General features: G+C 47.1%; 17 protein-coding genes. 10 read left to right on the top strand and 7 right to left on the bottom strand.

What is annotated here, in order from left to right; translation table 11 throughout:
• The first annotated feature begins 15 nt into the window (after positions 1-15).
• The 3 genes from recC (at position 16) to recD (ending at position 9454) form a co-directional block, all read left to right on the top strand.
• On the top strand, positions 16-3447 hold the full coding sequence (recC, locus tag OCU35_RS10300; protein WP_261825314.1) for an exodeoxyribonuclease V subunit gamma: 3432 nt from the start codon (positions 16-18) through the stop codon (positions 3445-3447).
• A gap of 263 nt (positions 3448-3710) precedes the next feature.
• Positions 3711-7295, top strand: coding sequence for an exodeoxyribonuclease V subunit beta (gene recB / locus OCU35_RS10295; RefSeq protein ID WP_261825313.1), 3585 nt, complete (start codon positions 3711-3713; stop codon positions 7293-7295).
• Entirely contained in the window at positions 7295-9454 is a 2160-nt protein-coding gene (gene recD / locus OCU35_RS10290; protein WP_261825312.1) for an exodeoxyribonuclease V subunit alpha, read from the top strand. The genes recB and recD overlap by 1 nt, the downstream gene beginning before the upstream one ends.
• An 18-nt stretch (positions 9455-9472) precedes the next feature.
• Here the strand turns inward: recD and argA are convergent, their stop codons facing one another.
• Positions 9473-10792, bottom strand: coding sequence for an amino-acid N-acetyltransferase (gene argA, locus OCU35_RS10285; RefSeq protein WP_017029115.1), 1320 nt, complete (start codon positions 10790-10792; stop codon positions 9473-9475).
• 192 nt (positions 10793-10984) lie between these two features.
• On the opposite strand from argA, the gene mltA reads away from it, so the two are divergent.
• Positions 10985-12070, top strand: coding sequence for a murein transglycosylase A (gene mltA / locus OCU35_RS10280; RefSeq protein WP_017029116.1), 1086 nt, complete (start codon positions 10985-10987; stop codon positions 12068-12070).
• Between the two features lie 265 nt (positions 12071-12335).
• Here mltA and OCU35_RS10275 read toward each other — a convergent pair whose 3' ends face one another.
• Positions 12336-13739 (bottom strand): IS4 family transposase, encoded by a 1404-nt coding sequence (locus OCU35_RS10275; RefSeq protein ID WP_261825311.1) that lies wholly within the window; start codon positions 13737-13739, stop codon positions 12336-12338.
• 171 nt (positions 13740-13910) lie between these two features.
• Here OCU35_RS10275 and tcdA point away from each other — a divergent pair, with 171 nt between their 5' ends.
• Entirely contained in the window at positions 13911-14723 is an 813-nt protein-coding gene (tcdA, locus tag OCU35_RS10270; protein WP_017031185.1) for a tRNA cyclic N6-threonylcarbamoyladenosine(37) synthase TcdA, read from the top strand.
• A 12-nt stretch (positions 14724-14735) separates the two neighbouring features.
• Complete coding sequence (csdE, locus tag OCU35_RS10265) at positions 14736-15167, top strand: cysteine desulfurase sulfur acceptor subunit CsdE (RefSeq protein WP_261825310.1); 432 nt, start codon at positions 14736-14738, stop codon at positions 15165-15167.
• Positions 15168-15203: 36 nt separating this feature from the next.
• Here csdE and csdA read toward each other — a convergent pair whose 3' ends face one another.
• From csdA to OCU35_RS10245, 4 genes are all read right to left on the bottom strand, one after another.
• Entirely contained in the window at positions 15204-16415 is a 1212-nt protein-coding gene (gene csdA, locus OCU35_RS10260) for a cysteine desulfurase CsdA (protein ID WP_261825309.1), read from the bottom strand.
• The gene (locus tag OCU35_RS10255; protein ID WP_017242531.1) at positions 16408-17013 is read right to left on the bottom strand and encodes a DJ-1 family glyoxalase III; all 606 of its coding nucleotides are present in this window, start codon (positions 17011-17013) and stop codon (positions 16408-16410) included. The genes csdA and OCU35_RS10255 overlap by 8 nt, the downstream gene beginning before the upstream one ends.
• The gene (gene panE / locus OCU35_RS10250) at positions 17003-17893 is read right to left on the bottom strand and encodes a 2-dehydropantoate 2-reductase (protein WP_261825308.1); all 891 of its coding nucleotides are present in this window, start codon (positions 17891-17893) and stop codon (positions 17003-17005) included. Before panE ends, OCU35_RS10255 begins: the two co-directional genes overlap by 11 nt.
• A 115-nt stretch (positions 17894-18008) precedes the next feature.
• Entirely contained in the window at positions 18009-18818 is an 810-nt protein-coding gene (locus OCU35_RS10245; protein WP_261825307.1) for a nucleoside-specific channel-forming Tsx family protein, read from the bottom strand.
• A 290-nt stretch (positions 18819-19108) separates the two neighbouring features.
• On the opposite strand from OCU35_RS10245, the gene OCU35_RS10240 reads away from it, so the two are divergent.
• From OCU35_RS10240 to OCU35_RS10225, 4 genes are read left to right on the top strand one after another with little or no spacing between them, the layout of a single operon-like run.
• Positions 19109-19681, top strand: a complete 573-nt coding sequence (locus OCU35_RS10240; protein ID WP_102335064.1) for an LON peptidase substrate-binding domain-containing protein — start codon at positions 19109-19111, stop codon at positions 19679-19681.
• A gap of 21 nt (positions 19682-19702) precedes the next feature.
• The gene (locus tag OCU35_RS10235) at positions 19703-21082 is read left to right on the top strand and encodes a DUF4397 domain-containing protein (protein ID WP_102335063.1); all 1380 of its coding nucleotides are present in this window, start codon (positions 19703-19705) and stop codon (positions 21080-21082) included.
• Positions 21083-21126: 44 nt separating this feature from the next.
• Positions 21127-21714: a sigma-70 family RNA polymerase sigma factor gene (locus tag OCU35_RS10230; protein ID WP_065209549.1), complete on the top strand. Its 588-nt coding sequence runs from the start codon at positions 21127-21129 to the stop codon at positions 21712-21714.
• Positions 21711-22379, top strand: coding sequence for a ChrR family anti-sigma-E factor (locus tag OCU35_RS10225; protein WP_017029126.1), 669 nt, complete (start codon positions 21711-21713; stop codon positions 22377-22379). Before OCU35_RS10230 ends, OCU35_RS10225 begins: the two co-directional genes overlap by 4 nt.
• Positions 22380-22460: 81 nt before the next feature.
• Here the strand turns inward: OCU35_RS10225 and OCU35_RS10220 are convergent, their stop codons facing one another.
• The gene (locus OCU35_RS10220; RefSeq protein WP_017242527.1) at positions 22461-23861 is read right to left on the bottom strand and encodes an AmpG family muropeptide MFS transporter; all 1401 of its coding nucleotides are present in this window, start codon (positions 23859-23861) and stop codon (positions 22461-22463) included.
• Between the last annotated feature and the right edge of the window lie 38 nt (positions 23862-23899).

The raw sequence follows: 23899 nt of genomic DNA, 5'->3' as shown, positions 1-23899 counted from the left end.
GATTGTGAGCCTGCCTTGTTTACTGTTTATCATTCAAACCAGATCGATCTTCTCAAATCTCTACTCATTGCACTTATTCGCCAGCAACCCTTAACCTCTCCCTTTGAGCAAGAGCAAATCTTAGTGCAAAGCCCAGGTATGTCTCAGTGGTTAAAGATGGAATTGGCCAAGGATATGGGGATTGCCGCCAATCTCAATTTTCCTCTTCCTGCGACCTTTATTTGGCAGATGTTCATAGAAGTATTGCCTGATGTCCCTAAGCGTAGTGCCTTCAATAAAGAGGCGATGACTTGGAAGTTGATGCAGGTATTACCGAGCAAACTTGAGCAGGACGAATTTTCCTCCCTTGCGTCTTACCTTGAGCACGATGAGGACAACTCAAAGCTGTTTCAATTGGCGGGCAAGATTGCCGATATCTTCGATGGCTACTTAGTCTATCGCCCTGACTACATTACCGCTTGGGAAAACAGTGAGCATCCTGCGGAGCTAGAAGAACAAGGCTTGTGGCAGGGTGAGTTATGGCGCGAGTTGTATCGCTTTACTGAGCAATTAGGCCAGTCGAAGTACCACCGTGCAAACCTGTATCAAGACTTCATCGATAAACTGGCCAACCTGTCTGAGATAAACAGTGATAATGTACCCAAGCGCCTGTTTGTGTTTGGCATTAGTTCTTTGCCACCAAAATATCTGGAAGCGCTCAAGGCCTTAGGTGAGCATATTGATGTGCATCTGATGTTCCATAACCCATGTCGCTATTACTGGGGGGATATTAAAGACCAGCGCACTCTAACAAAAATGGCAGCTAAGGTGAGGCCGCGCATTCGCTGGCATGGACAAGAGTTGAATGAGGAGCAGGGGATCCCTGTTCTTAAAGGCGATATTGAACACAATGCCCTGCCAGAGTTTCACCACGATGCCATCAGCAACAACTTGCTGGCTTCTATGGGTAAGCAAGGGCGTGACAACCTACATCTATTGTCTGAGCTTGATAGTAACGAGGTTGAAGCCTTTGTGGATCTTGATGCTAAGACGCTGTTGCAGAACATTCAGCAAGATATTTTACAGCTCAATCAACATCAAGATGACACTAAGCTAGAGCAAAGCCTGCATAAGCAGGCGGTATCGAAACACGACCGTTCTCTATCCATACATTGTTGCCATAGTGCCACTCGTGAAGTGGAAGTATTGCACGATCAGCTTCTACATCTATTCAATCAAGACTCGTCACTAAAGCCGCGCGATATCATTGTGATGGTAGCGGATATCAATGCCTACTCTCCGGCGATCAATGCCATCTTTGGCAACGCCACCGGTGACAGAAGGATTCCGTACTCTATTTCCGACCGAAGCGTGGCGGAAGAGACGCCGATCTTAAATGCGTTTCTTCAGCTGTTGGACTTACCTAACAGTCGCTGTGGTCGCAGTGAGATGATGGAGATATTGGAAACCCCTGCAATACTGCAACGCTTTGGGTTATCGGCCTCAGATTTTGAACTGATTAATTTGTGGGTCGAAGAAGCGGGCGTGCGCTGGGGGCTTGATGACTCAACCGCCACTGAATTTGAACTGCCTAGCCTAAATCAGAATACCTGGGTGTTTGGTTTACAGCGTATTTTGCTTGGCTACAGCATGTCGGCCATATGTCAGCCATTAGAGTTGAGCAGCGGCAGGTTAGCACCCTATGAGCAAATAGAGGGAATGCAGGCTGAGCTTGCAGGAAAGCTCGCAGCCTTCATTGATAAGGTATTGCATTATCGCAGCGCTCTCAATGAGCCTCAGCATAGTGCGCAATGGCAAACACAGCTGAATGCCTTGGCCAATGATTTCTTTGAGCTAGATATTGAAAATGAGATAGCCCTAACCAGTATTCGTGATGCCCTGCCTTCATTGACGCAGCAAACAACTGAGTCTGGTCTAGATACGGCTTTGAGTCATCAAGTGGTCTCTGAATACCTGCAAGACAAACTGGATAGCTCCCGTGTCAGTCAGCGCTTTTTAGCCGGACAAGTGAATTTCTGTACTCTAATGCCAATGCGCTCCATCCCGTTTGGTGTGGTGTGTCTACTGGGAATGAACGACGGTGTTTACCCTCGAACCGTTGCCCAAGAAGGCTTTGATTTGATGACGGTAAAGAGCCGCATCGGTGATAGAAGCCGTCGTGATGATGACCGATATCTATTCTTGGAAGCGCTACTTTCTGCTCAACAAGGCTTGTATATCAGTTACATAGGGCAATCCATTCTCGATAACAGCGAATGTTTACCCTCGATCTTGGTGACCGAGCTACTCGAGTACTGTTCACAAAATTACTGTCTTGATGGCGACGAGCCTCTCTCTGTGGACGACTCAGGTAAACACTTGCTGAAGCATCTTACCTCTCATCACAGCATGACCCCATTTAGTCGTGAGGCTTTTGAAAATAGCCAAAGCTTTGCTGCTGAGTGGTTGCCTGTGGTGAACGGGGTTTACTCTCAAGCTGATAAGTTGAGTACGCCTTTATCCGATTACTTTATGGAACGAGAGGCATTGTCTGAGATTGAATTAGATCAGCTGTTATCGTTTTGGTCGTTGCCTGTGAAGTACTTCTTCAATCAGAGGCTTCAGGTATGGTTTAACAGTGAAAAAGAGCTGATTGAAGATGAGGAGCCCTTTTCCTTAGGGGGGCTTGAGCGCTATTTGTTACGTGATGAGATAGTCGCGGCTATGTTAAACGGTGGAGGTACAGAGGTAGAGCAAGTGGCTCACTACTACCGTAGCTCAGGGCAATTACCCATTGGAAACTTTGGTGACCTAGAGGTCGCTGAGAACCAAGATGCCATGAGAGAACTAGTCACTGAGATTGAGTTCTATACTAGCAATAAGCAGCCTTCTTTACCTGTCTCTTTGAAGGTGCAGTACCGCGACAAGTGGCTAACGATCACTGGCTGGTTAGATAGCCATTATGCCTCTGGTCTGGTTCATTATCGCGTAGGTCGTGTTCGCTCCAAAGACATTCTGCAAGCGTGGATTAAACACTTGTGTGCGTGTGCTTCAGGTGTGGCGGTGACGAGTCATCTTATTGGAATATCAAGCAAAAAAGAGATTGAGTACTTTTCTTTGGCGGCTATTGAGCCGCAAGATGCATTGGATTTTCTACACGATCTCGTCGCGCTATATTTTGAGGGTATGACTAAACCACTGCCTTATTTCCCTCGTTCGGCGCATGCAGCGACACAAGAGTTTGTGAAGAAGTCGAAGAAGGGAGATACCGAAGTTGCCAGAGAAGCAGCAATAGGCAAATTTAGCTCGACAGTCCTTGGTGATGATTACAACTCGGGTGAAGCGGATGATATGTACATTCAGCGCGCATGGCCACAATGGAGCGAAGAATTGCAACAAGGTGGGTATCAATTAGCTGAAAGGGTCTTGTTGCCTGCACAAGAAAGACTGCAAGAAAAATCCAAATAACGGAAATCGGCAAAAAGAGAAAGGGTGGCCACCAGCATTTATTATTTGTAGGGTAATTGCTGGTGGCCAAAGGGTCAGAGAGACCTCTTATTTTTTAGTTCTTTATAGGCTTGGTGCGTAGCACTCATAATTTGAGGGCAAGCTTACGCATAACTGTTTGTTATATCAGTGAGTAGGATCGCAAACTTCATCGGATAATGCTCAACAAACAGCAATGAAACTCGGCTTCATAACATTGATCACATATTTAGATAGGGTTCACTATGACAAATGATGCGCAAATTCTTCCTGCGCCGCTTGAGACAATGACATTTCCTTTGCATGGCGCACGCTTAATTGAGGCATCTGCGGGCACGGGAAAGACCTTTACCATTGCCGGACTCTATCTAAGGCTGTTATTGGGACACGGCGATAACGACTCAGCGCACCAAACACCACTTACTGTAGAGCAGATTTTGGTGGTGACCTTTACTGAGGCGGCAACCGCAGAGCTCAAAGATCGCATTCGTGCGCGGATCCACCAAGCACGGGTGGCGTTTAGCCGAGGTCATAGTGATGATCCTGTGATCAAGCCACTGTTAGAACAAACGGATGATCGCGATCGCGCCTGTGAATTGTTACTGGCTGCCGAGCGGCAGATGGATGAAGCCGCAGTTTATACCATTCATGGATTTTGCCAGCGCATGCTGACACAAAATGCGTTCGAGTCGGGTAGCCGCTTCAAAAGCCAATTTATTAAAGATGAAACCCAGCTAAAAGAGCAAGTGGTGGCCGATTATTGGCGTCGCCATTTCTATGGTATGAGCGCCAGCATGGTGTCAGAGATCCGCAGTCACTGGAAAACACCGCAAGCCCTGTACGCGGATCTGAATAATTTTATCAGTGGTAATGAGGTCTACATTCACTCAGAGGTTGAAAAGGGAGACCTAGAAACCCTGTATGCTGAGCGTATTGCCGTTCTTGCCGAGCTCCAGAAGCAATGGTCAGCAGACAGCGCTGACTTTGAAAAGTTGATTATGGAATCTGGGATCACCAAGAATCCCTACAACAAGAAGAACGTACCGAACTGGATAGGACAGATTGATAGTTGGGCAGCAAAACCACTCAACAGTATTGCTGTGCCTGAGTGCTTGGAGCGCTTTAGCTCCAGCACGCTGCAAGCCAAGACTAAACCTGACAAGCAAGCGCCAGAGCATGTGGTATTTGATCATATTGATGAATACTGCTCATTGCCTGCTCTTGAGGTGAAGCAGGCTATCCTAAGCAATGCCATTCCCGAATGTCGTGCCGAGTTGCAAAAAGCAAAGGGGCAGCAGCAGAAATTGTCCTTTGATGATCTGCTAAGTCAGCTCGACTATGCCTTGCAAGCGGACGATGAAGGGCTGTTGTCCGAGCGTATTCGCGGGCTATATCCCGTTGCGATGATTGATGAGTTTCAAGATACGGATCCTCAGCAATACAACATTTTTAGACATCTCTACCTGCAGCATCCTGAGTGTGGATTGTTCATGATTGGTGACCCTAAGCAGGCGATCTATGCTTTTCGTGGCGCCGATATTTTTACCTATATCCGCGCACGTAAAGAGGTGACCTCGCACTTTAATCTCACCACCAACTGGCGCTCCAGCAAAGATATGGTAGAGGCGAGTAACGCGCTGTTTCAAGAGGCTGAATCTGCGTTTATTTATGATGATGACATCCCTTTTACTGCCGTCTCTGCAAGCCCGAGAGCCGATAAAAAGTCGTGGTCGCTCAATGGTGAAACTCAATCAGCCATGACGGTTTGGCTGAAGGAGAGCGAGGGCGAAGCGGTAGCAAAGGGCGATTATAACCAAAGCATGGCGCAGTCCACCGCCACGCAAATACAGCGCCTGTTAAGCGCATCAGATACTGGCAATGCACTGCTGCATGGCTCCAAAGATGAGCCAATTCAAGCGGGTAATATAGCAGTGCTGGTGCGGACAGGGCGCGAGGCGAATTTGGTTCGTAGAGCACTGTCAGAGAAAGGCGTTGCTAGTGTGTATCTCTCCAACAGAGACAGCGTTTTTGCAAGCCCAGTGGCCAGTGATGTGTTGTTATTTCTACGTGCAGCATTGCACTTTGATAACGACAGAGCACTGCGCACAGCCGCCGCCAGTTCCTTGTTTGACCTTTCTCTATTTGACCTAGAGCGTTTGAATCAAGATGAACAATATTGGGAACTGCTGAGCCAAGAGTTTAGTGACTACCGACAGCTGTGGCTGAAGGCCGGGATCATGCCGATGATCCGTAGGCTCATCCAATATAGAGAGCTAGCTCAGAGGCTACAAAATGAGCATCAGGGGGAGCGAGTACTCACCGACCTCATGCATCTGGCTGAGCTGTTACAACAAGCCTCAGCAGAGCTAGAAAGTGATCATGCGCTGCTGCGTTGGTTTGAAGAGCACATCTTTGAAGCGGGCAGTGGTGATGCTGGAGACGAACAGAAGCAGCGCTTGGAGTCGGAAAAGAATTTGGTTCAGGTGGTAACCATCCACAAATCCAAAGGCTTGGAATACGACATTATTTTTGTTCCCTTTGTCAGTGCTTATAGAAAAAGTGACAAGGCACTGTATTACGATGCTGAGCAGCATCGTACGCGATTTGATCTGGATAATAATAGTGAGGGTATTGCGCTTTCGGATAAAGAGAGGCTTGCTGAGGATCTGCGTCTTATCTATGTTGCGGTCACTCGAGCTGTCTATGGCTGCTATCTCGGCGTTGCGCCGTTAAAAGAAGGTCGTAGTAAAAAAGCCAGCGCACATCTGAGTGCGATTGGTTATTTGTTGCAGGGTGCAGAAGCGCAAGAAGCCTCAGCGCTCTCTAGTGCTCTGCATGTGTTAGAAAACAGCTATCCATCAATACAGGTTTGTGAACCGTTTGCGTGGGATGACGTTTGCTATCAAGCCCCACACGTTGAGCAGTCCCTGTTACAAGCTAATAAGATGCAACAACAGATAGATTGGCGCTGGAGAATGACCAGTTACTCTGGGCTGGTGAAACAAGGGCATGGCTCAAGCCACAAAGACGAGAGTGTTTGGTTGGATACAAGCTTAGATATTGATGCCTCTGATGACCAAGCGCCACTGCTTGAGCTGAACAAAAAGACCATGTTTAACTTCCCACGCGGCGCGAGACCCGGCACCTTTTTACATACCCTGTTTGAAGAGGTCGAATATACAGAGTCAGCCTTTACCGCAGACAACGAAGAGATCATCAAGCAGCTTCTGATCAAAGAGCAGCTAGGTGAAGAATGGCTGCCAGTACTGCAAGAGATGATCGATAAGGTGCTCAATACCGACCTAGATGGTAATGGCATCAAGCTATCGGAAAAACAGCCGCAGCAAAGGCTGGTGGAGATGGAGTTTCTTCTTCCCATCCAAATCCTCTCCGCACAGCGATTTAATGCCATCACTCATAAACATGACTCTTTGACCGCGCAAGCTGGAGATCTCGGCTTTGCCCCTGTTGAAGGAATGTTGAAAGGGTTCATTGATTTGGTGTTTGAGCATCAAGGAAAATACTATGTGCTGGATTGGAAGTCTAATCACCTTGGAGATAACGCAGAGGATTATCATCAGAAGAGCCTCGATGAGGCGATGATCGGTCATCGCTATGATGCGCAGTATCAAGTCTATGCCTTGGCGCTGCACCGCTTCCTAAAAAGCCGTGTACAAGACTACTCATACGAGACTCATTTTGGTGGGTGTTTTTATCTATTCTTGCGCGGTATGGATGGCAGCGGTGACTATGGCGTATTTCATGCCAAGCCATCGCAACAAATGCTAGAGGAACTGGATTCACATATTCGTGGCGAGGAGGCTATCTAATGGTAATGACTAGCGAAAGCCTATCAGAAACACTTAACCTTACCGACATTGCACCTGAACAGTTGGCCAATTATCGACAGAAAAACTGGCTAGAATGGCTCGAGGTCATGGCCAGTGTGGGAATGATCAGAGATATCGACTTTCAACTAGCAAAGTTCTTTGCTGCGCAAGAAAAAGGTGCGTCAGCGCAGTTCATCGCCGTTATGGCTTGCGCGGTAAGTTATGAGCTGAGCAAGGGCAACTCATGCCTACCCATTTTAGATAACTGGAATCCCTTAAAGGTGCTCGGGGTTAACCAGCTTGAGCCTTTATTTGCCCCAGAGCTATTGCAATGTGATTGGGTCCGCGAGCTCAAAGCCTCTAGCTTAGTGGCGCATGATTTCCAAGATGCAATGCGTCTGCCACTGGTGTTTGAGTTTGGAAGCCTGTATTTGCAAAAGTATTGGCATTTTGAGGGAGCACTAGCACAAAAAATATTGGAGTATGCAGAGCCCATTGCCATGGAGGCGAGTAAGCTCTCCACCTTGAGGCTTCAGTTAGATCAGCTGTTCGCTTGGCAGCTGAACTATCTATTCTCTGAGCTCCAGACACTGAAGAAAAACAATGCCAGCACAGCGGTAGTTCAAAGAGCCATTTGTGAGTCGTTGGATGTGCTTGATGTTGAGGGGATTGCCATTGATAAAGTCGTGGCTATTGCTACACAGGCGCGCCATGTTAGTGAGCTTGAGGTGCTTAAGGAGTATATCCCCTTGAGTGCCTGCTTGAACCATCAGAAAGTAGCGGCAGCGACGGCCTTAACTCGGCGATTTTGCGTCATCTCTGGGGGCCCAGGTACAGGGAAAACGACGACGGTTTCCAAGCTGCTAGCAGCCTTAGTATCATCCAGTGACTCTGAGATCACGATAAAGCTAGCGGCGCCCACGGGCAAGGCAGCCGCTCGTCTTACCGAGTCCATTGGCCAAGCCATAGACTCACTGCCTGTTGCACCTGAGATAAAGGAAAGGATCCCAACCTCAGCCAGTACACTGCATCGCTTGCTTGGCGCTATTCCTAATCGAACTGAGTTCAAGCATAACTCTCACAATCCCTTGCATTTAGATTTATTGATCCTTGATGAAGCATCTATGGTCGATTTACCTATGATGTATAAATTGCTCAGTGCATTACCTGCTCATGCCAGATTGATTTTACTCGGTGACAGAGACCAACTGTCATCGGTTGAGGCAGGCGCTGTACTAGGGGATATTTGTCAGCTTGGAGGCCAAGGTTATGGCTTGGCGCATCGAGAGCACCTCAATAAGCTGACGGGCTATCAATTACCCTCTTCGAATCAAATAGGAACCTCGATTGGCGATAGCTTATGTGTTTTGCACAAAAGCTTTCGTTTCCATAGCCGTTCTGGTGTGGGCAAACTGGCAAGGGCTATTAATTCAGGTAGCAGTAAAGAGGCCGAACAGGTCTTCTTGGCAGGTTTTGAAGATTTAGCACACTTTGAAGTGACCGCTGATAGGTACCAACAACTCATCAATACCTTAGTAGGGCGTTATCAAGAGTACCTATCTTTGCGATACGCAAATAATGGCGAAATGACAATGCCTTCGTTTGCTCGTAGCGTTTTGCAAAGCTTTGCCAATACGCGACTGCTGTGCGCTGTGCGTGAGGGAGAATTTGGGGTAGAAGGCACGAATACCAATATAGAGCGAGCGCTGGCACGTAAGAACCTCATACCCGTCGAACGAGACACATGGTATATCGGGCGTCCAGTCATGGTGACCAGCAATGACCATAGCCAGCAGTTGTATAACGGAGATATTGGCATATGCTTGCTTGATGAAAGCTTAGAAGAGCCGCGTCTGAAGGTGTATTTCGAGCTTCCCGACGGCAGTGTAAAGGGCGTACTGCCTAGCAGGGTTCCGCCCCACGAAACAGCCTACTCTATGACAATACATAAATCTCAGGGTAGTGAGTTTAGCCACACCTTGCTGCTGCTACCTAAGACGCCAACACCGGTATTGACACGAGAGCTGTATTACACCGGCGTGACTCGAGCGAAACATCAGCTGAGTGTGTATGCGGATAAAGCCATTATGCAACGAGCTATAAAGCAGAAAACAGCGCGAAGCAGTCACCTGTCACAGCGTTTGGCAACCGATGACTAACGATTTAACGGCTATGACTTAGGTGACATCCAGCGCTAGGATTTTTGATTTACGCTGGAAGTTATAAAGGTCCTGCTTTTTAATGGGCAGGGCCTCAAGGTCGATTTCACTAAAGCCTTGTTCTCTAAACCAATGCAAGCTGTGGGTGGTGAGAATAAACAACTGCTTGATCCCTAAAGAGTCAGCTTGGTTTTTCATATGCGCAAGCAGGTGAGCCCCTCGATTTCCATCACGGTACTCAGGGTGAATAGCCACACACGCCATTTCCGCCATTTGGTCTTCAATATAGGGATAGAGCGCCGCGCAGCCAATGATAAGTTGGTCTTTGACTATGATGGTAAAGCGCTCAATCTCTTGCTCTAGTTGCTCACGAGAGCGACGCACTAAGATGCCATTATTCTCCAGCGGCTCTATGAGATCCAAAATACCGCCGATATCATCAATACTCGCGATACGCACTTGCTCCGCACTAGCGGTGACGACTTGTGTACCAATACCATCTCTAGAGAAGAGCTCTTGGATCAAGGCTCCATCATCCACATAGCTGACTAAGTGGCTACGTTGCACCCCTTTACGGCACGCTTTGACTGCCGCCTGCAAGAAGCGATGAGTGCTTGGGGCGTTGTTATTCGCCTCTTGTTGTAGAATATGCTCCACCTCATGAGGGAATAACTCTGCAGCAACCTCACCATTAGGCTTGATATAGCCTTGGTCTGAGCTAAACCCGATCAACTTATCGGCGCTTAATTTAATGGCCACCTGAGTGGCGAGTTCTTCTGAAACAAGATTAAAGCACTCTCCGGTAACGGAACCGGCAACAGGGCCAATCAACACAATGGAGCCTTGCTCTAGCGTGCGGTTGATTCCTTCTACATCGATACGTCTTACCCGGCCACTGTGCTGATAATCGATGCCGTCTTCGATCCCTAAAGGCTGCGCGATAACAAAATTGCCACTGACTACGTTCAGTTGAGTTCCCGCCATTGGCGTGTTGTTCAGACTCATAGACAAATGAGCAGTGATGGCCAGTTGCAACTGCCCTGAGGCTTGCATGACATGCGGTAACATAGAGGATTCTGTTACACGAATATCTTTATGGTAGGGCGAGCTTAATGATTGCTGACCCAGACGCTGATCAATCTGCGGACGAGCACCATGTACCAGAACGAGTTTCACTCCAAGGCTATGTAGCAGAGCGATATCACTGACAATATTAGGAAAGTTGTCATGACTAAGCGCCTCGCCACACAGGTAAATCACCATGGTGCTATCACGGTGTGCGTTTACGTATGGGGTGGACTGACGAAATCCTTTTACCAGCTCAGTACTGCGATACATGCTTAAACTCTTTGAGTGAATTTTTATACAATAATAATGACTATTTATATAATTACAACTATTAACCGCATAATGAAGAATGACGCACTTCTATGTTAATTGTGTGTGATTTTTCTTACAGGCATTGCGCAAAGCAGGGGAGTTTGTCATTCTGCTTTTCTAAGGTTTATTCAAGGACATAAAACCCAGTCAATGCGCAAATTTATACCTCTTCTTACCCTGGCTACTTTGATGGCAGGGTGTGCTCAGCAAGCTGAACGTGGTCAGCAAGATTTTGACCAAGAGTTTCAGCAACCGCTTACTCAAACAGACACCGTTGAGAGCAACGCCTTTAGGGATCTCAATTCATTTGATGCGCAGGCAAAACAGGTGTTGGATAACTCACCGTCAATGGCGAATAAGTATCAAGACCTTTATCAGCAATTGTCTGAGTGGGCTCTGCAAAGTGGAGATCCGACTGAGCTTGCCAACTACGGTGTGCAAAGTGCCCAGATGAAAGGGGGAGACAGCAAGGGCAATGTGATGTTTACCGGTTACTTCTCACCTGTGATTGAATTGCGTCATGAGCCTGACGCCACCTACAAATACCCTGTTTATGGAAAACCTAGCTGTTCTCAGCAATGTCCAACTCGCGCGCAGATTTATGATGGTGCACTTGAGGGGAAAGGGCTTGAACTCGGTTATGCTGATAACATGATTGACCCTTTCTTAATGGAGGTTCAAGGCAGCGGCTTTGTACACTTTGGCGATGACAACAGCATGCAATATTTTGCCTATTCGGGGAAAAACAACCGACCTTACGTCAGCATTGGCCGTATTCTCATCGAGCGTGACTTGGTTGATAAAGAAAAGATGTCGCTTCAAGCCATCAAGCAATGGGTGACAGAAAACGACGAAGAGACGGTGAAAGAGCTACTGGAACAGAATCCTTCTTATGTATTCTTTGTGCCAAAAGACGATCTAGCGGTACGTGGAACCGCAGGTATCCCATTACTACCAATGGCTTCGGTGGCAGGGGACAGAGAGCTTTTGCCTATGGGTACTCCAATCCTTGCGGAGGTGCCTTTATTAAATGCTGATGGTACTTGGTCTGGCGCTCATGCACTGCGTTTGCTTTTAGTTCTAGATACCGGCGGTGCGGTCAAGCAAAACCATCTTGACCTTTATCACGGCATGGGCGCTCGAGCGGGCGTGCAATCAGGGCACTATAAGCACTTTGGCCGAGTGTGGAAGCTAGGGCTAGAGAACTCAGAAACGGCTAATCCTTGGGAGTTGTAGTAAAACTAGCTTGAAGCTGTAAGCCTTAAGCTATCAGATTAATAGCTGATAGCCTGTCTATTGTTCACAACCTCAGGTTTGCTATGTGTGTCATTCCTGAGGGCTTTTTTGGGCCAGCATACTGGTCGGGCAATACAGCAAAAAGGTCCCCGATAAAAGCTCCCGGGGACGATGGTTGTTTGGTGTATGTTTTATTAGTGATGAGCAAGACCTAAGACTGGGCCTAACCCGACTTACAGCTGATCGCTGACAGCCTGTCTCTTGATCACAAGTCGAGTCCTTTGAGCATTTCATAGGATTCGACTAATTGCATTAGCTGTAACCAACCATCCCATAGTGCAACAACACCTACACGACCATTCCTTTTACTATCATGCCAGCGACCTAACTTGGCGAGAGCGTAATACCCCCAATGCAGTGAAGGGGGCTCTGTCGGTATTGGCTTAGTTTTGTGTACCGCTTTCCAAAGTATTTTCCAACTGACGTTACTGAAATAAACCGTGCATGGAATATTTTTCGCCTCTTCCTTGTTTTGCGTCAGTTCTCGTAACTGAAATAAACGTACCGCGATAAAGGCTTGAATAACGGCTACACGACGTAAGTTATCACGACTTTGCATACGCAATCTTTCTACTTGTGTACCTTCTGATTTCCAGATTTTATGAAACTCCTCTATGCGCCACCTTAGTTCGTAGTAGCGAGCTATTTGACGAGCTTCTTCGGGAGTTGTCACTGGTTCGGTAGTATAAAGTACCCAGCGTAATTTACCTTTTGCGCCGTTGGGTTCGACTTCTTGGCAGACCACGGCATTTACAGTGATAGTGGCTTCTGCTTTAGCGCGTTGAGGCTTTTGCAACGTCACCGATGTATGGCTCAATGCTATCGTTGCGGTTCGCGCTCGACGTCCACCTTTTTGTTGAATATCTATGGTGTAGTGAGCGCTTGGTTCAAGGGCATCGAGCACTGTAAAAAGCTTTTCATCAAAGCCGACTAAGCGTCGATTATCACTTGCTCGTACGACAAAGCGGTGACCCTGGTTGATTTGATAGTCTAGATATTCGTACATATCCGCTTCACGATCACAAACATCAATGACATTGTCGAGCGTTTCAAGTCGTGATGAAAGTTGTTCAACATTATGCTGCCATTTATAACTCTCTTTTTCACTACGCTCTCTGCATTGTAACTGGTGGGTTTGTTGTACTTGCTTACTCTCTCGGTACCAATAGTGTTGATAAGCCAAACCCAGTACTTGTTCGCTCTGAGCATCCAACATCAATGTAGAATGAGCATAGAGTGTTCGCCCTTTATTGCTGTGGCGTCTGTCGCTCCCTGAATTGACTTCGCCAAGTTCTTCACAAACAGAATGGCGGTAGCTCAGACCAGTAGTATCTTGGAGTGCTAAGACTAAAGGGCGCTGACGAACTAACTCGTCAGTTTGAATGTATCCAGCCTCAGCAATGGCTTCAGGGCTGATACTATCGTTACGAATGAAGCGGTAAGCACCTTCGATACTAGCAGGGTTGTCACAAGAGCGACTCACCGATTTACCAGCGTTCTTAGCTAGATCACTGGCTACTTTAACCAGGCGGTTGGTGCGACGAGGATCGCCAAGTTGTGCGCGACCAAAAATAAATTCAGCCCAGTGCTCAGAGTTGGAAGTAAACATAGAAAGTGTGACCTAATAAGCTAAAGGAAGTATTAGATCACACTGAGATTAGATAACAAGACTTGTGTATGAAAGTCAGGCTGACAGCTTACAGCTTTTTACCCTAGACATTAATCACAAGAGTGCGTATAAAACGCACTCTTGTTGTTTTATGTTCAGAGAAAAATCGTCATGCGAGAATTAACGACCCCAGCATCCGAATCCTATGACCAACGCTTTGGTGGCACTCGTCGCCTGTATGGTAATAGTGAGGTAGAGATTTTACGCGCCGCTCATGTGTGCGTGATTGGCATTGGTGGCGTTGGTTCTTGGGCTGTAGAGGCCTTGGCGCGAAGCGGTGTCGGTGAGCTAACCCTGATTGATATGGATGATGTGTGTGTAACCAACATTAACCGTCAAATCCATGCCATGACAGGCACTGTAGGTAAAAGTAAGATTGAGGTGATGGCCGAGCGTGTCGCCTTAATTAACCCTGATTGTAAGGTTAACCTGATTGATGACTTTATCGATCAAGACAACCAAGCTGAGTATCTGAGCAAAGAGTTTGACTATGTGTTGGATGCGATTGATAGCGTTAAAGCAAAGGCGTCTTTGTTAGCCTATTGCCGCAGTAACAAAATCAAAGTCATTACCATTGGCGGTGCTGGTGGTCAGGTTGATCCCACTCAGATCTGTGTTGCGGACCTGAGTAAAACCGTGCAAGACCCATTGGCAAAGAAGATCAAAGATCAGTTGCGTCGCTTCCACAACTTTAGCAAGAATCCAAAGCGTAAGTTTGCTATCGACTGCGTCTTTTCTACTGAACAACTGAAATACCCACAAGCAGACGGCAGTGTTTGTGCTGTTAAATCCACAGCGGAAGGGCCTAAGCGTATGGACTGTGCCACTGGTTTTGGCGCGGCGACCGTAGTGACAGCAACCTTTGGTTTCGTGGCGGTCTCGCGTATCATTGAGAAACTGATTCAAAAGCACAGCTCGAACTAAGGCCGAACCACAATGACTTATCCTGAGAACCCTTTTGGCACCTCAATCACAGAGGCGGATATTCTAGCGCAGATGCAGCAGTGTCAGGGTTGGGAACAACGTTATCGTCAGGTGATACAGTGGGGCAAGAAACTGCCAACAATGCCAGAGTCGCTAAAGGCAGAGCAAGTGCTTGTTGCAGGTTGTGAAAGTCAGGTATGGCTGGTTGGCGAGCAGGATAATGGCGTTTGGCAATTTTGCGCAGATTCTGATGCGCGTATTGTACGTGGCTTGATTGCATTAGTGTTAGCGGTTTTCAATGGCAAAACCAGCGAGCAGATCCAGCAGTTTGATGTGGAAGGTTACTTTGAAAGCCTTGGCTTATTGCAACATTTAAGCCCATCACGCGGTAATGGGCTTAAAGCTATTGTCGAGCAGATACGAGCGACAAGCTACAAGCTGTAAGCGATCAGCTAACCAAACTGACAGCTTGCAGCTTTTCTAAAGCATATCTACAGCTTTGGTCAGAGCGGCGATAAACGCATCCACTTCTTGCTCTGTGTTATAGACCCCAAAAGAGACTCTTACCGTCCCCTTTATACCTAGCGCGTCCATTAATGGGTGAGCGCAGTGATGACCGGCGCGTAGCGCAATACCTTGCTGATCAAGTAGGGTAGCGATGTCCTGATGATGTACGCCTGGCATCATAAAACTGATGACACTTGCCCCAGCTTGATAACCCACTAGCTCTATATCTTCGATATTACAGATCGCCAGGTAGGCTTTTTGTTGTAATGCTTGCACATGTGTTTCGGCGCTCTGATGGTCTATGTCTTTGAGCCAATCTATGGCACTGGAAAGGGCGAGTGCGCCAGCCACATTCGGCGTGCCTGCTTCAAATTTCCCGGGAAGATCACTGAATGAAGTCCCAGAAAAACTCACCTTTTGCACCATCTTACCGCCGCCATGCCATGGAGGCATAGCTTCCAGTAGGGCTAGCTTTCCATAAAGCACACCGATACCGGTTGGCGCATATAGCTTGTGGCCAGAGAAAACGTAGAAGTCACAATCGAGGGCTTGTACATCTATGGGTTCGTGCACAATGCCTTGCGCACCATCAACCACGACGACTGTGTTAAATTGCCTCGCAAGGGCAATCATTTCCTCAATAGGATGGCGAGTACCTGTGACATTAGACACCTGACCAATAGCCAAAATCTTGGTATTGTCATTAAGCAGTGAGCGATACGCATCTAGATCCAGTGTGCAGTTTGCCAACATAGGGATCTTAACGACGGTCGCCCCTGTTTGCTCTGCAACAATCTGCCATGGAACGATATTCGCGTGGTGCTCCATTTCACTGATCAGTATCTCATCACCGGCTTTTAAAGAGTTTCTAGCATAGGTCTGCGCGATAAGGTTAATCGCTTCGGTTGCACCGCGGGTCCACACGATCTCCTTATTTGAGGAGGCGTTGATAAAGGAACGTACGTTATCTCTTGCACCCTCAAAGGCTGTGGTTGCCGAAGCGGTTAGACTATGGCTTCCTCGGTGCACGTTGGCATTGTGCTGTGAGTAGTACTGACTAATGGTGTCGATAACTCTAGCTGGCTTTTGAGTAGTGGCTGCACTATCAAGGTAAACCAAGGGCTGTTGATTTATTTGTTGTTGCAGGGCCGGAAATTGGGCTCGAATGGCGTGAATATCAAACACCTTTAGCTCCTAGTTCGTGATAGTGAAGGTTGGGTAGTGGCACCATAGGCTCGGCGACGCTCCAAGCAAAGGCTTTACCAGAAAGCAGAATAATGATTTCCATAGCAAACTCAAAGGCGGTCGCTGGGCCTTGGCTTGTCAGTAGCTTATGGATTTGATCGTAGGTTACCCGTTTCTCACGCCAGTTTTGCTCTGGAATATGAGACTTAAAGCTTGGGTGGCATGTCATAAGGGCGTCGGGGTATAAACCGTGGTGCTGCAGCATCAGAGCTGGCGTTGCACAAATGGCAGCATTGAGCCTGCCATCGTAGTGCTGCTGTTTAATCATTTCGACGAGTAGAATACTTTTTTGAAATACCTCCGCACCACCCACGCCCCCAGGCATAGCGATAACGTCAAATTCTTCATCGGCAACATCCACCAGCTTCACTAGCGCAGTAAGAGGTATGCCTCTTGAGCCGTTGAAGGTCAGTGCGCCTTCAGGATCGACACTGGCGACGGTTACTTGATAATTGGCGCGAATGAGCACATCAATAATGGTAATTGCTTCCATTTCTTCTGTGCCTGGTGCAATAGGAACTAAGGCTTTAATGGTCATTTTGGGCCTCTTTTTGTTTTATTTTCTCGAAGAGATTCTTGTTCATCGGCGTATCAATGTTGTGCGCTCGTGCTCGCTCGAGTAAGTACCCAGTAATATAGTTGATCTCTGTTGGGCGATTGTAATGAATATCTTGATGCATGGATGAGAAGTTCTTGCTAGTCGCTTCTATCACCTGTTTTGTTCGAGCAAATAGCTCTGCATTGTCACAAGAGAAACCCTCGGCATTTATCACCGCGCTGATCTCACTACACAAAGTCTCAATGATCTCCAAGGTATCCTTTGCAGCTAGTTCACCATTTCGGCAATCTCTCAAAGCCGTTAACGGGTTAATGCAGCAATTGATCGCAAGTTTATTCCACAGCGCTTGATAGATATTGCTATCGGCGTGGGCTGGAGGCAGTGCCAGATTAAAGGCTTGAACTAAGCTGCCCAATTCCACTTCGGCCTTGTCATTGAGAGGACCGATAATGGTTTGTCCCTGACCGGTATGCAGAACCTGCTGTTGATTTTTTCGCAGTGCACCATGAGTGGTTGTGGCAAAGAAAACAGGATGCTCAGACATTTGCGGCAAAATAGCCTCAACAGCGCCCATGCCATTGTGACTAAATAAAATAGAACAGTCGGCTTTGAGCTGCGAAAGAATAGACTTAAACGCGCTTTGTACTTGCCACGCCTTGACAGTTACGATCAATAAGTCGGCATTCGCCAACTGAGACTCTTGATTACAAGGAAATAAAATAGCAGGTTGATCGTCTAACGACAGTGAGAGTGATGACTCAGAACCGCGCGTCCATAACGAGACTGTGTGGCCAGCGTTGTTGAGATAACAGGCCCAAAGAGAGCCAATGGCACCGGCGCCAAGGATGCAAATATTCAAACCATACTCCAGAGTATTCATGCATGGCTAGGATACTCTCAATAGCATCATTTCGCGAATTAACGGGATCAAAAAAGGCGCTAAAAAGCGCCTTTTGTATAACTTAGAGTTCGACTTAGAACTTGTAAGTTACTGCAACGTAGTGACTTACGCCTGATGATTCGAATGCATCGCTATCTTTGATACCGTATACATCTTTGTATAGCTTAAGGCCGTAACCTACTGCGTAACGATCTGAGTGCCAGTAGATACCGTTGAACATTGCGCCGCCGTTGCTAGCAGAAGAGTACTCTTCTTTCATGCCGAATTGGTAGTCAATGTAACCTTGGTACGAGATGAACGAACCGTTGTCGAAGAAGTAGAATGGTTTGAACCAGTTAGTAGACACTTGGTAACCGTTCCAGTCTTTTACGTTTGAATCGTAAGTACCGTAAAGGTTAAGACCAATTTTGCCTAACCAAGGAACCATTACGTCAGAACCAAGACCGATTTTCTGTTGGTTAACACCAAAAGTGCCTTTAGCAACGTTAGTAGTAACGCCATCCCAAGTGATTTCTGAAGCGATGTAAAGCTCTTGTACTGGACCGAAAGATAGGTCTTTCTTAGTCATTGCGTCAAGAGACATACGTGGTGCAAATTTCATGAACATTTTTGCATCAGCGTCTGCTTTATCAGAGCTTGGGTTGCTTAGTAGGTTGAAAACATCAACGTAGCCGTAAAGATCGAAGATACCAGAGCGGCCGCCGAATTCCATTTCTAGGTAGTCGTGGCTAGAGTTGCCAGGCTTTTCATCGAAAGCACCCATTAGGTTGAATTGCATCCACTTGTAGTCGTTCTTGTGGATGTCACCGTCTGTGTAGTCAGCAGCCATTACAGGTGCTGAAGTAGCCGCTAGTAGGCCAAGAGTTAAAAGTGATTTACGCATAATAATGGGTACTCTAAAAATGTTTGTGCGAAAAAATGAACTTGCCATTCCATAGCAACCGTTTCCGTGAAGCGAATAATAGAGATCTGGCACGCAAATGGAAGTGGCAAAATGTAAAAGTTCAATTCAGATCGGTGATCTTAATCACAGTTCTGCAAAGAGGGTGCTCAAAGGTCAGTCAAACGGACATTTCTAAGGGAACTTTTTAGGTAACAAAATGTGGCAGGGTTTCTGATCTATCTATTTTCGTTTGCGTAACAGTTCTGGAGATTAGAAAAGAAGAGTGGCTTATGTCTGTAATCAAACTGTTTCCCTTAAGTTCAGTCGTTTTACCTGAAGGGAAAATGAACCTAAGAATCTTTGAACCTCGCTATAAGCGTATGATCAGCGACTGTTGTAAGGCGGGAGAAGGTTTTGGTGTTTGTTTGATTAGCGAGCCCGGTACTTCTTCTCCTAGCAATATCTCGCGTGTCGGCACACTCGCAGAAATTATTGATTTTGAACAACTTTCAGACGGTTTCCTTGGCGTAACTATTGTCGGAACTCGTCGCTTCAAGGTGAAAAGAGTTTGGAGTGAGTTTGATGGCTTACGTTGCGGAGAGGTAGAAAACCTCAGCAACTGGGATAGCCGAGAACTCTCACGAGACAATCTTTACATCAGTGATCAATTGCAAAGGGTTTATCAGCGGTTTCCAGAGATTAAGAATCTCTACTCACATTGCTTCTTTGATGATGCAACTTGGGTAAGTCAGAGATGGTTGGAACTACTTCCGATAGAGCAGCAGCAATTTGAGCACCTCATATCCCAAGCGGATTGTGATGAAGCGTTGAGATTCCTCAGTCAAGCCATTGAAGCCCAATGAGTACAATACGGAGATACAATCATGTCTAATAAAACACTTTCTGCCGTGCTAGCAGCCTCGGCACTAATACTTGTCGGCTGTGATGACGACGATGACGATAATGCGGCTCAAACACGAGTCCAAGCGGTACATGCTTCATCAGACGCCCCGTTGGCTAATGTCACCATTAATGGAGACGCGTCGAGCACTAGCTCGGCCTACAACAGCCAAACGTTGTCTGCCGTGAACTATGCTACCGCTTCTGGGTACATCGCATTAGATGAAGGCGAAAATTCAGTTCAGGTCGATGTTGAGTTACCGGGCGGTGAAGTAGCAACCGTCATCCCTAATACCGTGCTCAATCTAGATTCAAGCCTTTTATACACGGTAATGGTCATTGGTAACGCAGACCCAAGTTCAGAATTTGCGGTAGAACCACTCATTATCACTCGGGACGCTGCGGGTGATGGCGACGCAACCAACGTTGATGTGCAAGTGGTGCATGCATCGCCTGGCGTACCTGAAGTAGACGTGCACGTCACAGGTCCCGATGATGACATTAATCCAGCTGCGCCTCTTGCAACGCTATCCTATAAAGCTTCTACCGGCGTGGTGAGTGTACCAGCCGCTGATTACAGGGTTCGCTTAGCGCTAGCGGGCACCGATACTGTGGCTTTTGATTCAGGAACTGTCCCATTGCCTGCGGGTGCAGAGCTAACCATTGCCGCTATTCCAAACGTCAATAACACTATGGATACAGACATGCCAGCAGCACCTGTGAAGCTACTGGTGATGGACGGAACGGGCTCATCTATTATTCACGATGCCAACGAGATTGCGCAGGTACGTGTAGGCCATCTGTCTGCTGATGCTCCAGAAGTAGATGTCTCAGTGGATGGCGCGGTAGCACTTAATGACGTGGTATTCACAGTGGTGTCAGGTTACTTAGACTTAGCAGCCAAAGCATACGACTTGGGTGTATTTGCCTTCGACGACCCGACAACCCTGCAGATTGATGCGCAAGGCGTCGAGTTTGAGAAAGGTAAAGACTACAGCGTGTATGCCATCAATGATCTAGCGAATATTGATGCGCTTGTTATTGAAGACAATCGTCGTCCTGTCGCGACCAGTGCCACCTTGAGTGTGCTGCACGGTGCATCTTTACCCGCAGCTGCCACAGTTGACGTATACTTAACGGATTCAACGGATTTATCCAATAGTGATCCAGCCCTACCTGGGTTTGCGTATACAGATATTGTACAGAACGTTTATGTTGCAGAAGGTACCTATGTAGTGACAGTCACTGGCGTAGGCAGTAAAGAACCTGTTCTTCAACTTGAAGGTGTGGCACTAGAAAACGGTAAGGTGTACAAGGCGATTGCAACCAATGGTGGCATACTCGCTGCAGACATCACCGAATAATCTATCAGGGAGGTTCGTCCTCCCTAGCTCTCAAAAGGTGAATCATGGAAACGTTAGCCAAAGCCTCAAACCCGACTCGGGCAGAGTGGAACGAGTGCATGGTCAAGGTACAGCAGGGAGATAAGGCCGCCTTTGCTAAGGTGTTCAAACATTTCTCCCCTCGCTTAAAGCAGTTTGCTTATAAGCATGTGGGGAATGAACAAGTAGCAATGGAGCTAGTGCAAGACGCTCTAGCGGCAGTTTGGCAAAAATCTCATCTGTTTGACGGTAGTAAGAGTGCACTATCCACATGGATATACACCATTGCTCGAAACCTTTGCTTTGACCTTCTTCGCAAACAAAAAGGCAGAGAACTGCATGTACACTCAGAAGACATTTGGCCAGATGATTACTGTCCACCTGACTTGGTTGACCAGTATTCACCTGAGAGAAACATGCTAAGAGAGCAGATTGTCCGGTATCTAGATACGCTTCCCGTGAAGCAGAAAGAAGTGGTTAAAGCGATATACCTTGATGAGTTACCTCATCAAGAAGTAGCAGACAAATTTGATATTCCTCTCGGAACAGTTAAATCAAGATTGAGACTGGCAGTAGAGAAGTTGAAAGACACAATAAGGGCGGATCAAGTATGAAACATCATCCAAGTAACGAGTTGTTGAAAGCCTATGCGGATGGAAGCATCGATGCTTGTAATGGACTGACGCTCGCAGCTCACGTAGAGACCTGTAGTCACTGTCATAGCAAGATAGAAGAGTTTGAGGCTCAAGCTTCCCAATCTTTAATGGAACAAGACGCAGAGGTTGATTTCGACCAAAATATGATGGAGGCGATGTTTAATGACATCATCTCTTTAGACAAACAGAGCGCCATCACCAAGCCTAAATCAGCGGTAAAAATTGAAGTGAATGGTAAACAGTTTTTCCTTCCTAAGTCGCTGCAAAACGTGAGTACACGACTGAGTGATTGGAAAAGCTATGGTGGCAAAGTGTATACCGCGCACCTTGACATTGGAGAACAAGAGCGCGTGAGCTTGCTGTACATAACAGGAGGAGTGCAAGTCCCTCAACATACCCACAAAGGTGTTGAGACGACACTGGTACTGCATGGCAGCTTTAGTGACGAAGAGGGACAATACAGTGCTGGTGATTTTACTGTCGCCGATGCTTCTATTAAACATGCCCCGCGAACCGAAGAAGGGCAAGACTGTCTATGTCTAACCGTTCTGAGTGATCCTATGGTATTCACTCAAGGTGTTGCACGAATCTTTAATATGTTTGGTCGAGGAATGTACCCTTAGAGGTGACGAACCTAGATACAAAAAATGCCACACTCTGTGTGGCATTTTTATTGAAGCAAGATCAGGGTCTAGCCATTAAAGCTAGGCAGAATCTGATTCTTCTTTTAACGATTGGTTGTGCTGTTTTTCATCTTCCAAACCGCGTAGACGAGCCTTTTCTAGGACGTCGTTAAAATACCCTCGAAGAGAATAAAGCATGATTAAGCTTGGGATTACCATGGCGGCAGTAATGATAAAGAACAGTGACCAGTCATTGAGATAGTCAACCAACTCACCACTGAAGGAGGCGAGGGTCGTTCGACCAAAGTTGCCTAAAGACGCAAGTAGTGCGTATTGCGTGGCAGAGAAGGCTTGCCCGGTTAAAATCGTTAAGAAGGAAACAAAGGCGACGGTGGAGAATGCCGTAGTAAAGTTATCGACAAGAATGGTGGCTAAGAACAAGGTTTCACTTGGGCCCGCTTTCGCTATCCAAGCAAACATCAGGTTACTGGATGCCATGGCTACACCGCCAATCATTAGACCACGTACAATGCCAAATCTGACGTTGAACATACTACCGACGATGGTAAAGAGTATGGTCGCTCCCCAGCCAAGTAGTTTAGAGTAATGACCGATCTGTTCGTTGCTAAAGCCTATCTCTTTGTAGAATGGAATCGACATTCGACCAAGGAAGGCTTCACCAATCTTAAATAAGAAAACAAACAGTAAAAGAGTGATTGCGACTCGCACGCCATTGCGTCTAAAGAAATCGGCAAAGGGTTCAATTAGGGTAACGCTTAACCAAGCAACGACTCGAGAGCCTACCACTTTGTTATGACGCTGCTCTGCCTCTGCTTGTAGTTTACTTCGAGCGGTATGCGGCTCTTTGGTAAGCAGTGTAAACAGCATGAGTATGCCAATAATGGCTGTCATCCCCATGTATACACCGTTCCAGCCAATGCTATCAGCATTAACGAAGGCTAAATAACCCGGTAGTGAATATCCCGTCCACCATCCAACAACGGCCATTGCTGACGCTTGAGGTAACTTGGACGCTTCACTTTTGGGGAAGCTATCAATTCGGTATGCATCGATGGCCACATCTTGAGTAGAAGACGCGATGGCGATGCCTAGCGCTAACATGGAGGTAAACATTAGGCTCTTGGCAGGGTCAACGCCGGAAATAGCCAGGGTACACATCAACATGATCCCCTGGCATAAAAAGATCCACGATCGACGTTGGCCTAATAGGCGGTGCAAAAGAGGCAATTTAACGCGGTCGACTAACGGTGCCCACATAAAGTTGATGGCATACACGGCAAATACTGAGCCGAAATAGCCAATGGCTGCGCGAGTTAATCCGGCATCTTTTAGCCAGCCAGACATGTTTGAGCCAATTAACACCCAAGGGAAACCGCTAGAGCAGCCCAACATAAACACCCAAAGTAGGCGCTTATCGAGGTAGCTTTTGAACGTCTCACGCCAAGACATTTTTTCCGTCATTCTATTTCCTTTTGCCCAATACAGTTGCAGGGTCCATA

The organism is Vibrio breoganii (assembly GCF_024346795.1).
GTDB classification, from domain to species: Bacteria; Pseudomonadota; Gammaproteobacteria; order Enterobacterales; family Vibrionaceae; genus Vibrio; species Vibrio breoganii.
This window is presented reverse-complemented; position numbering and strand designations above follow the sequence as displayed.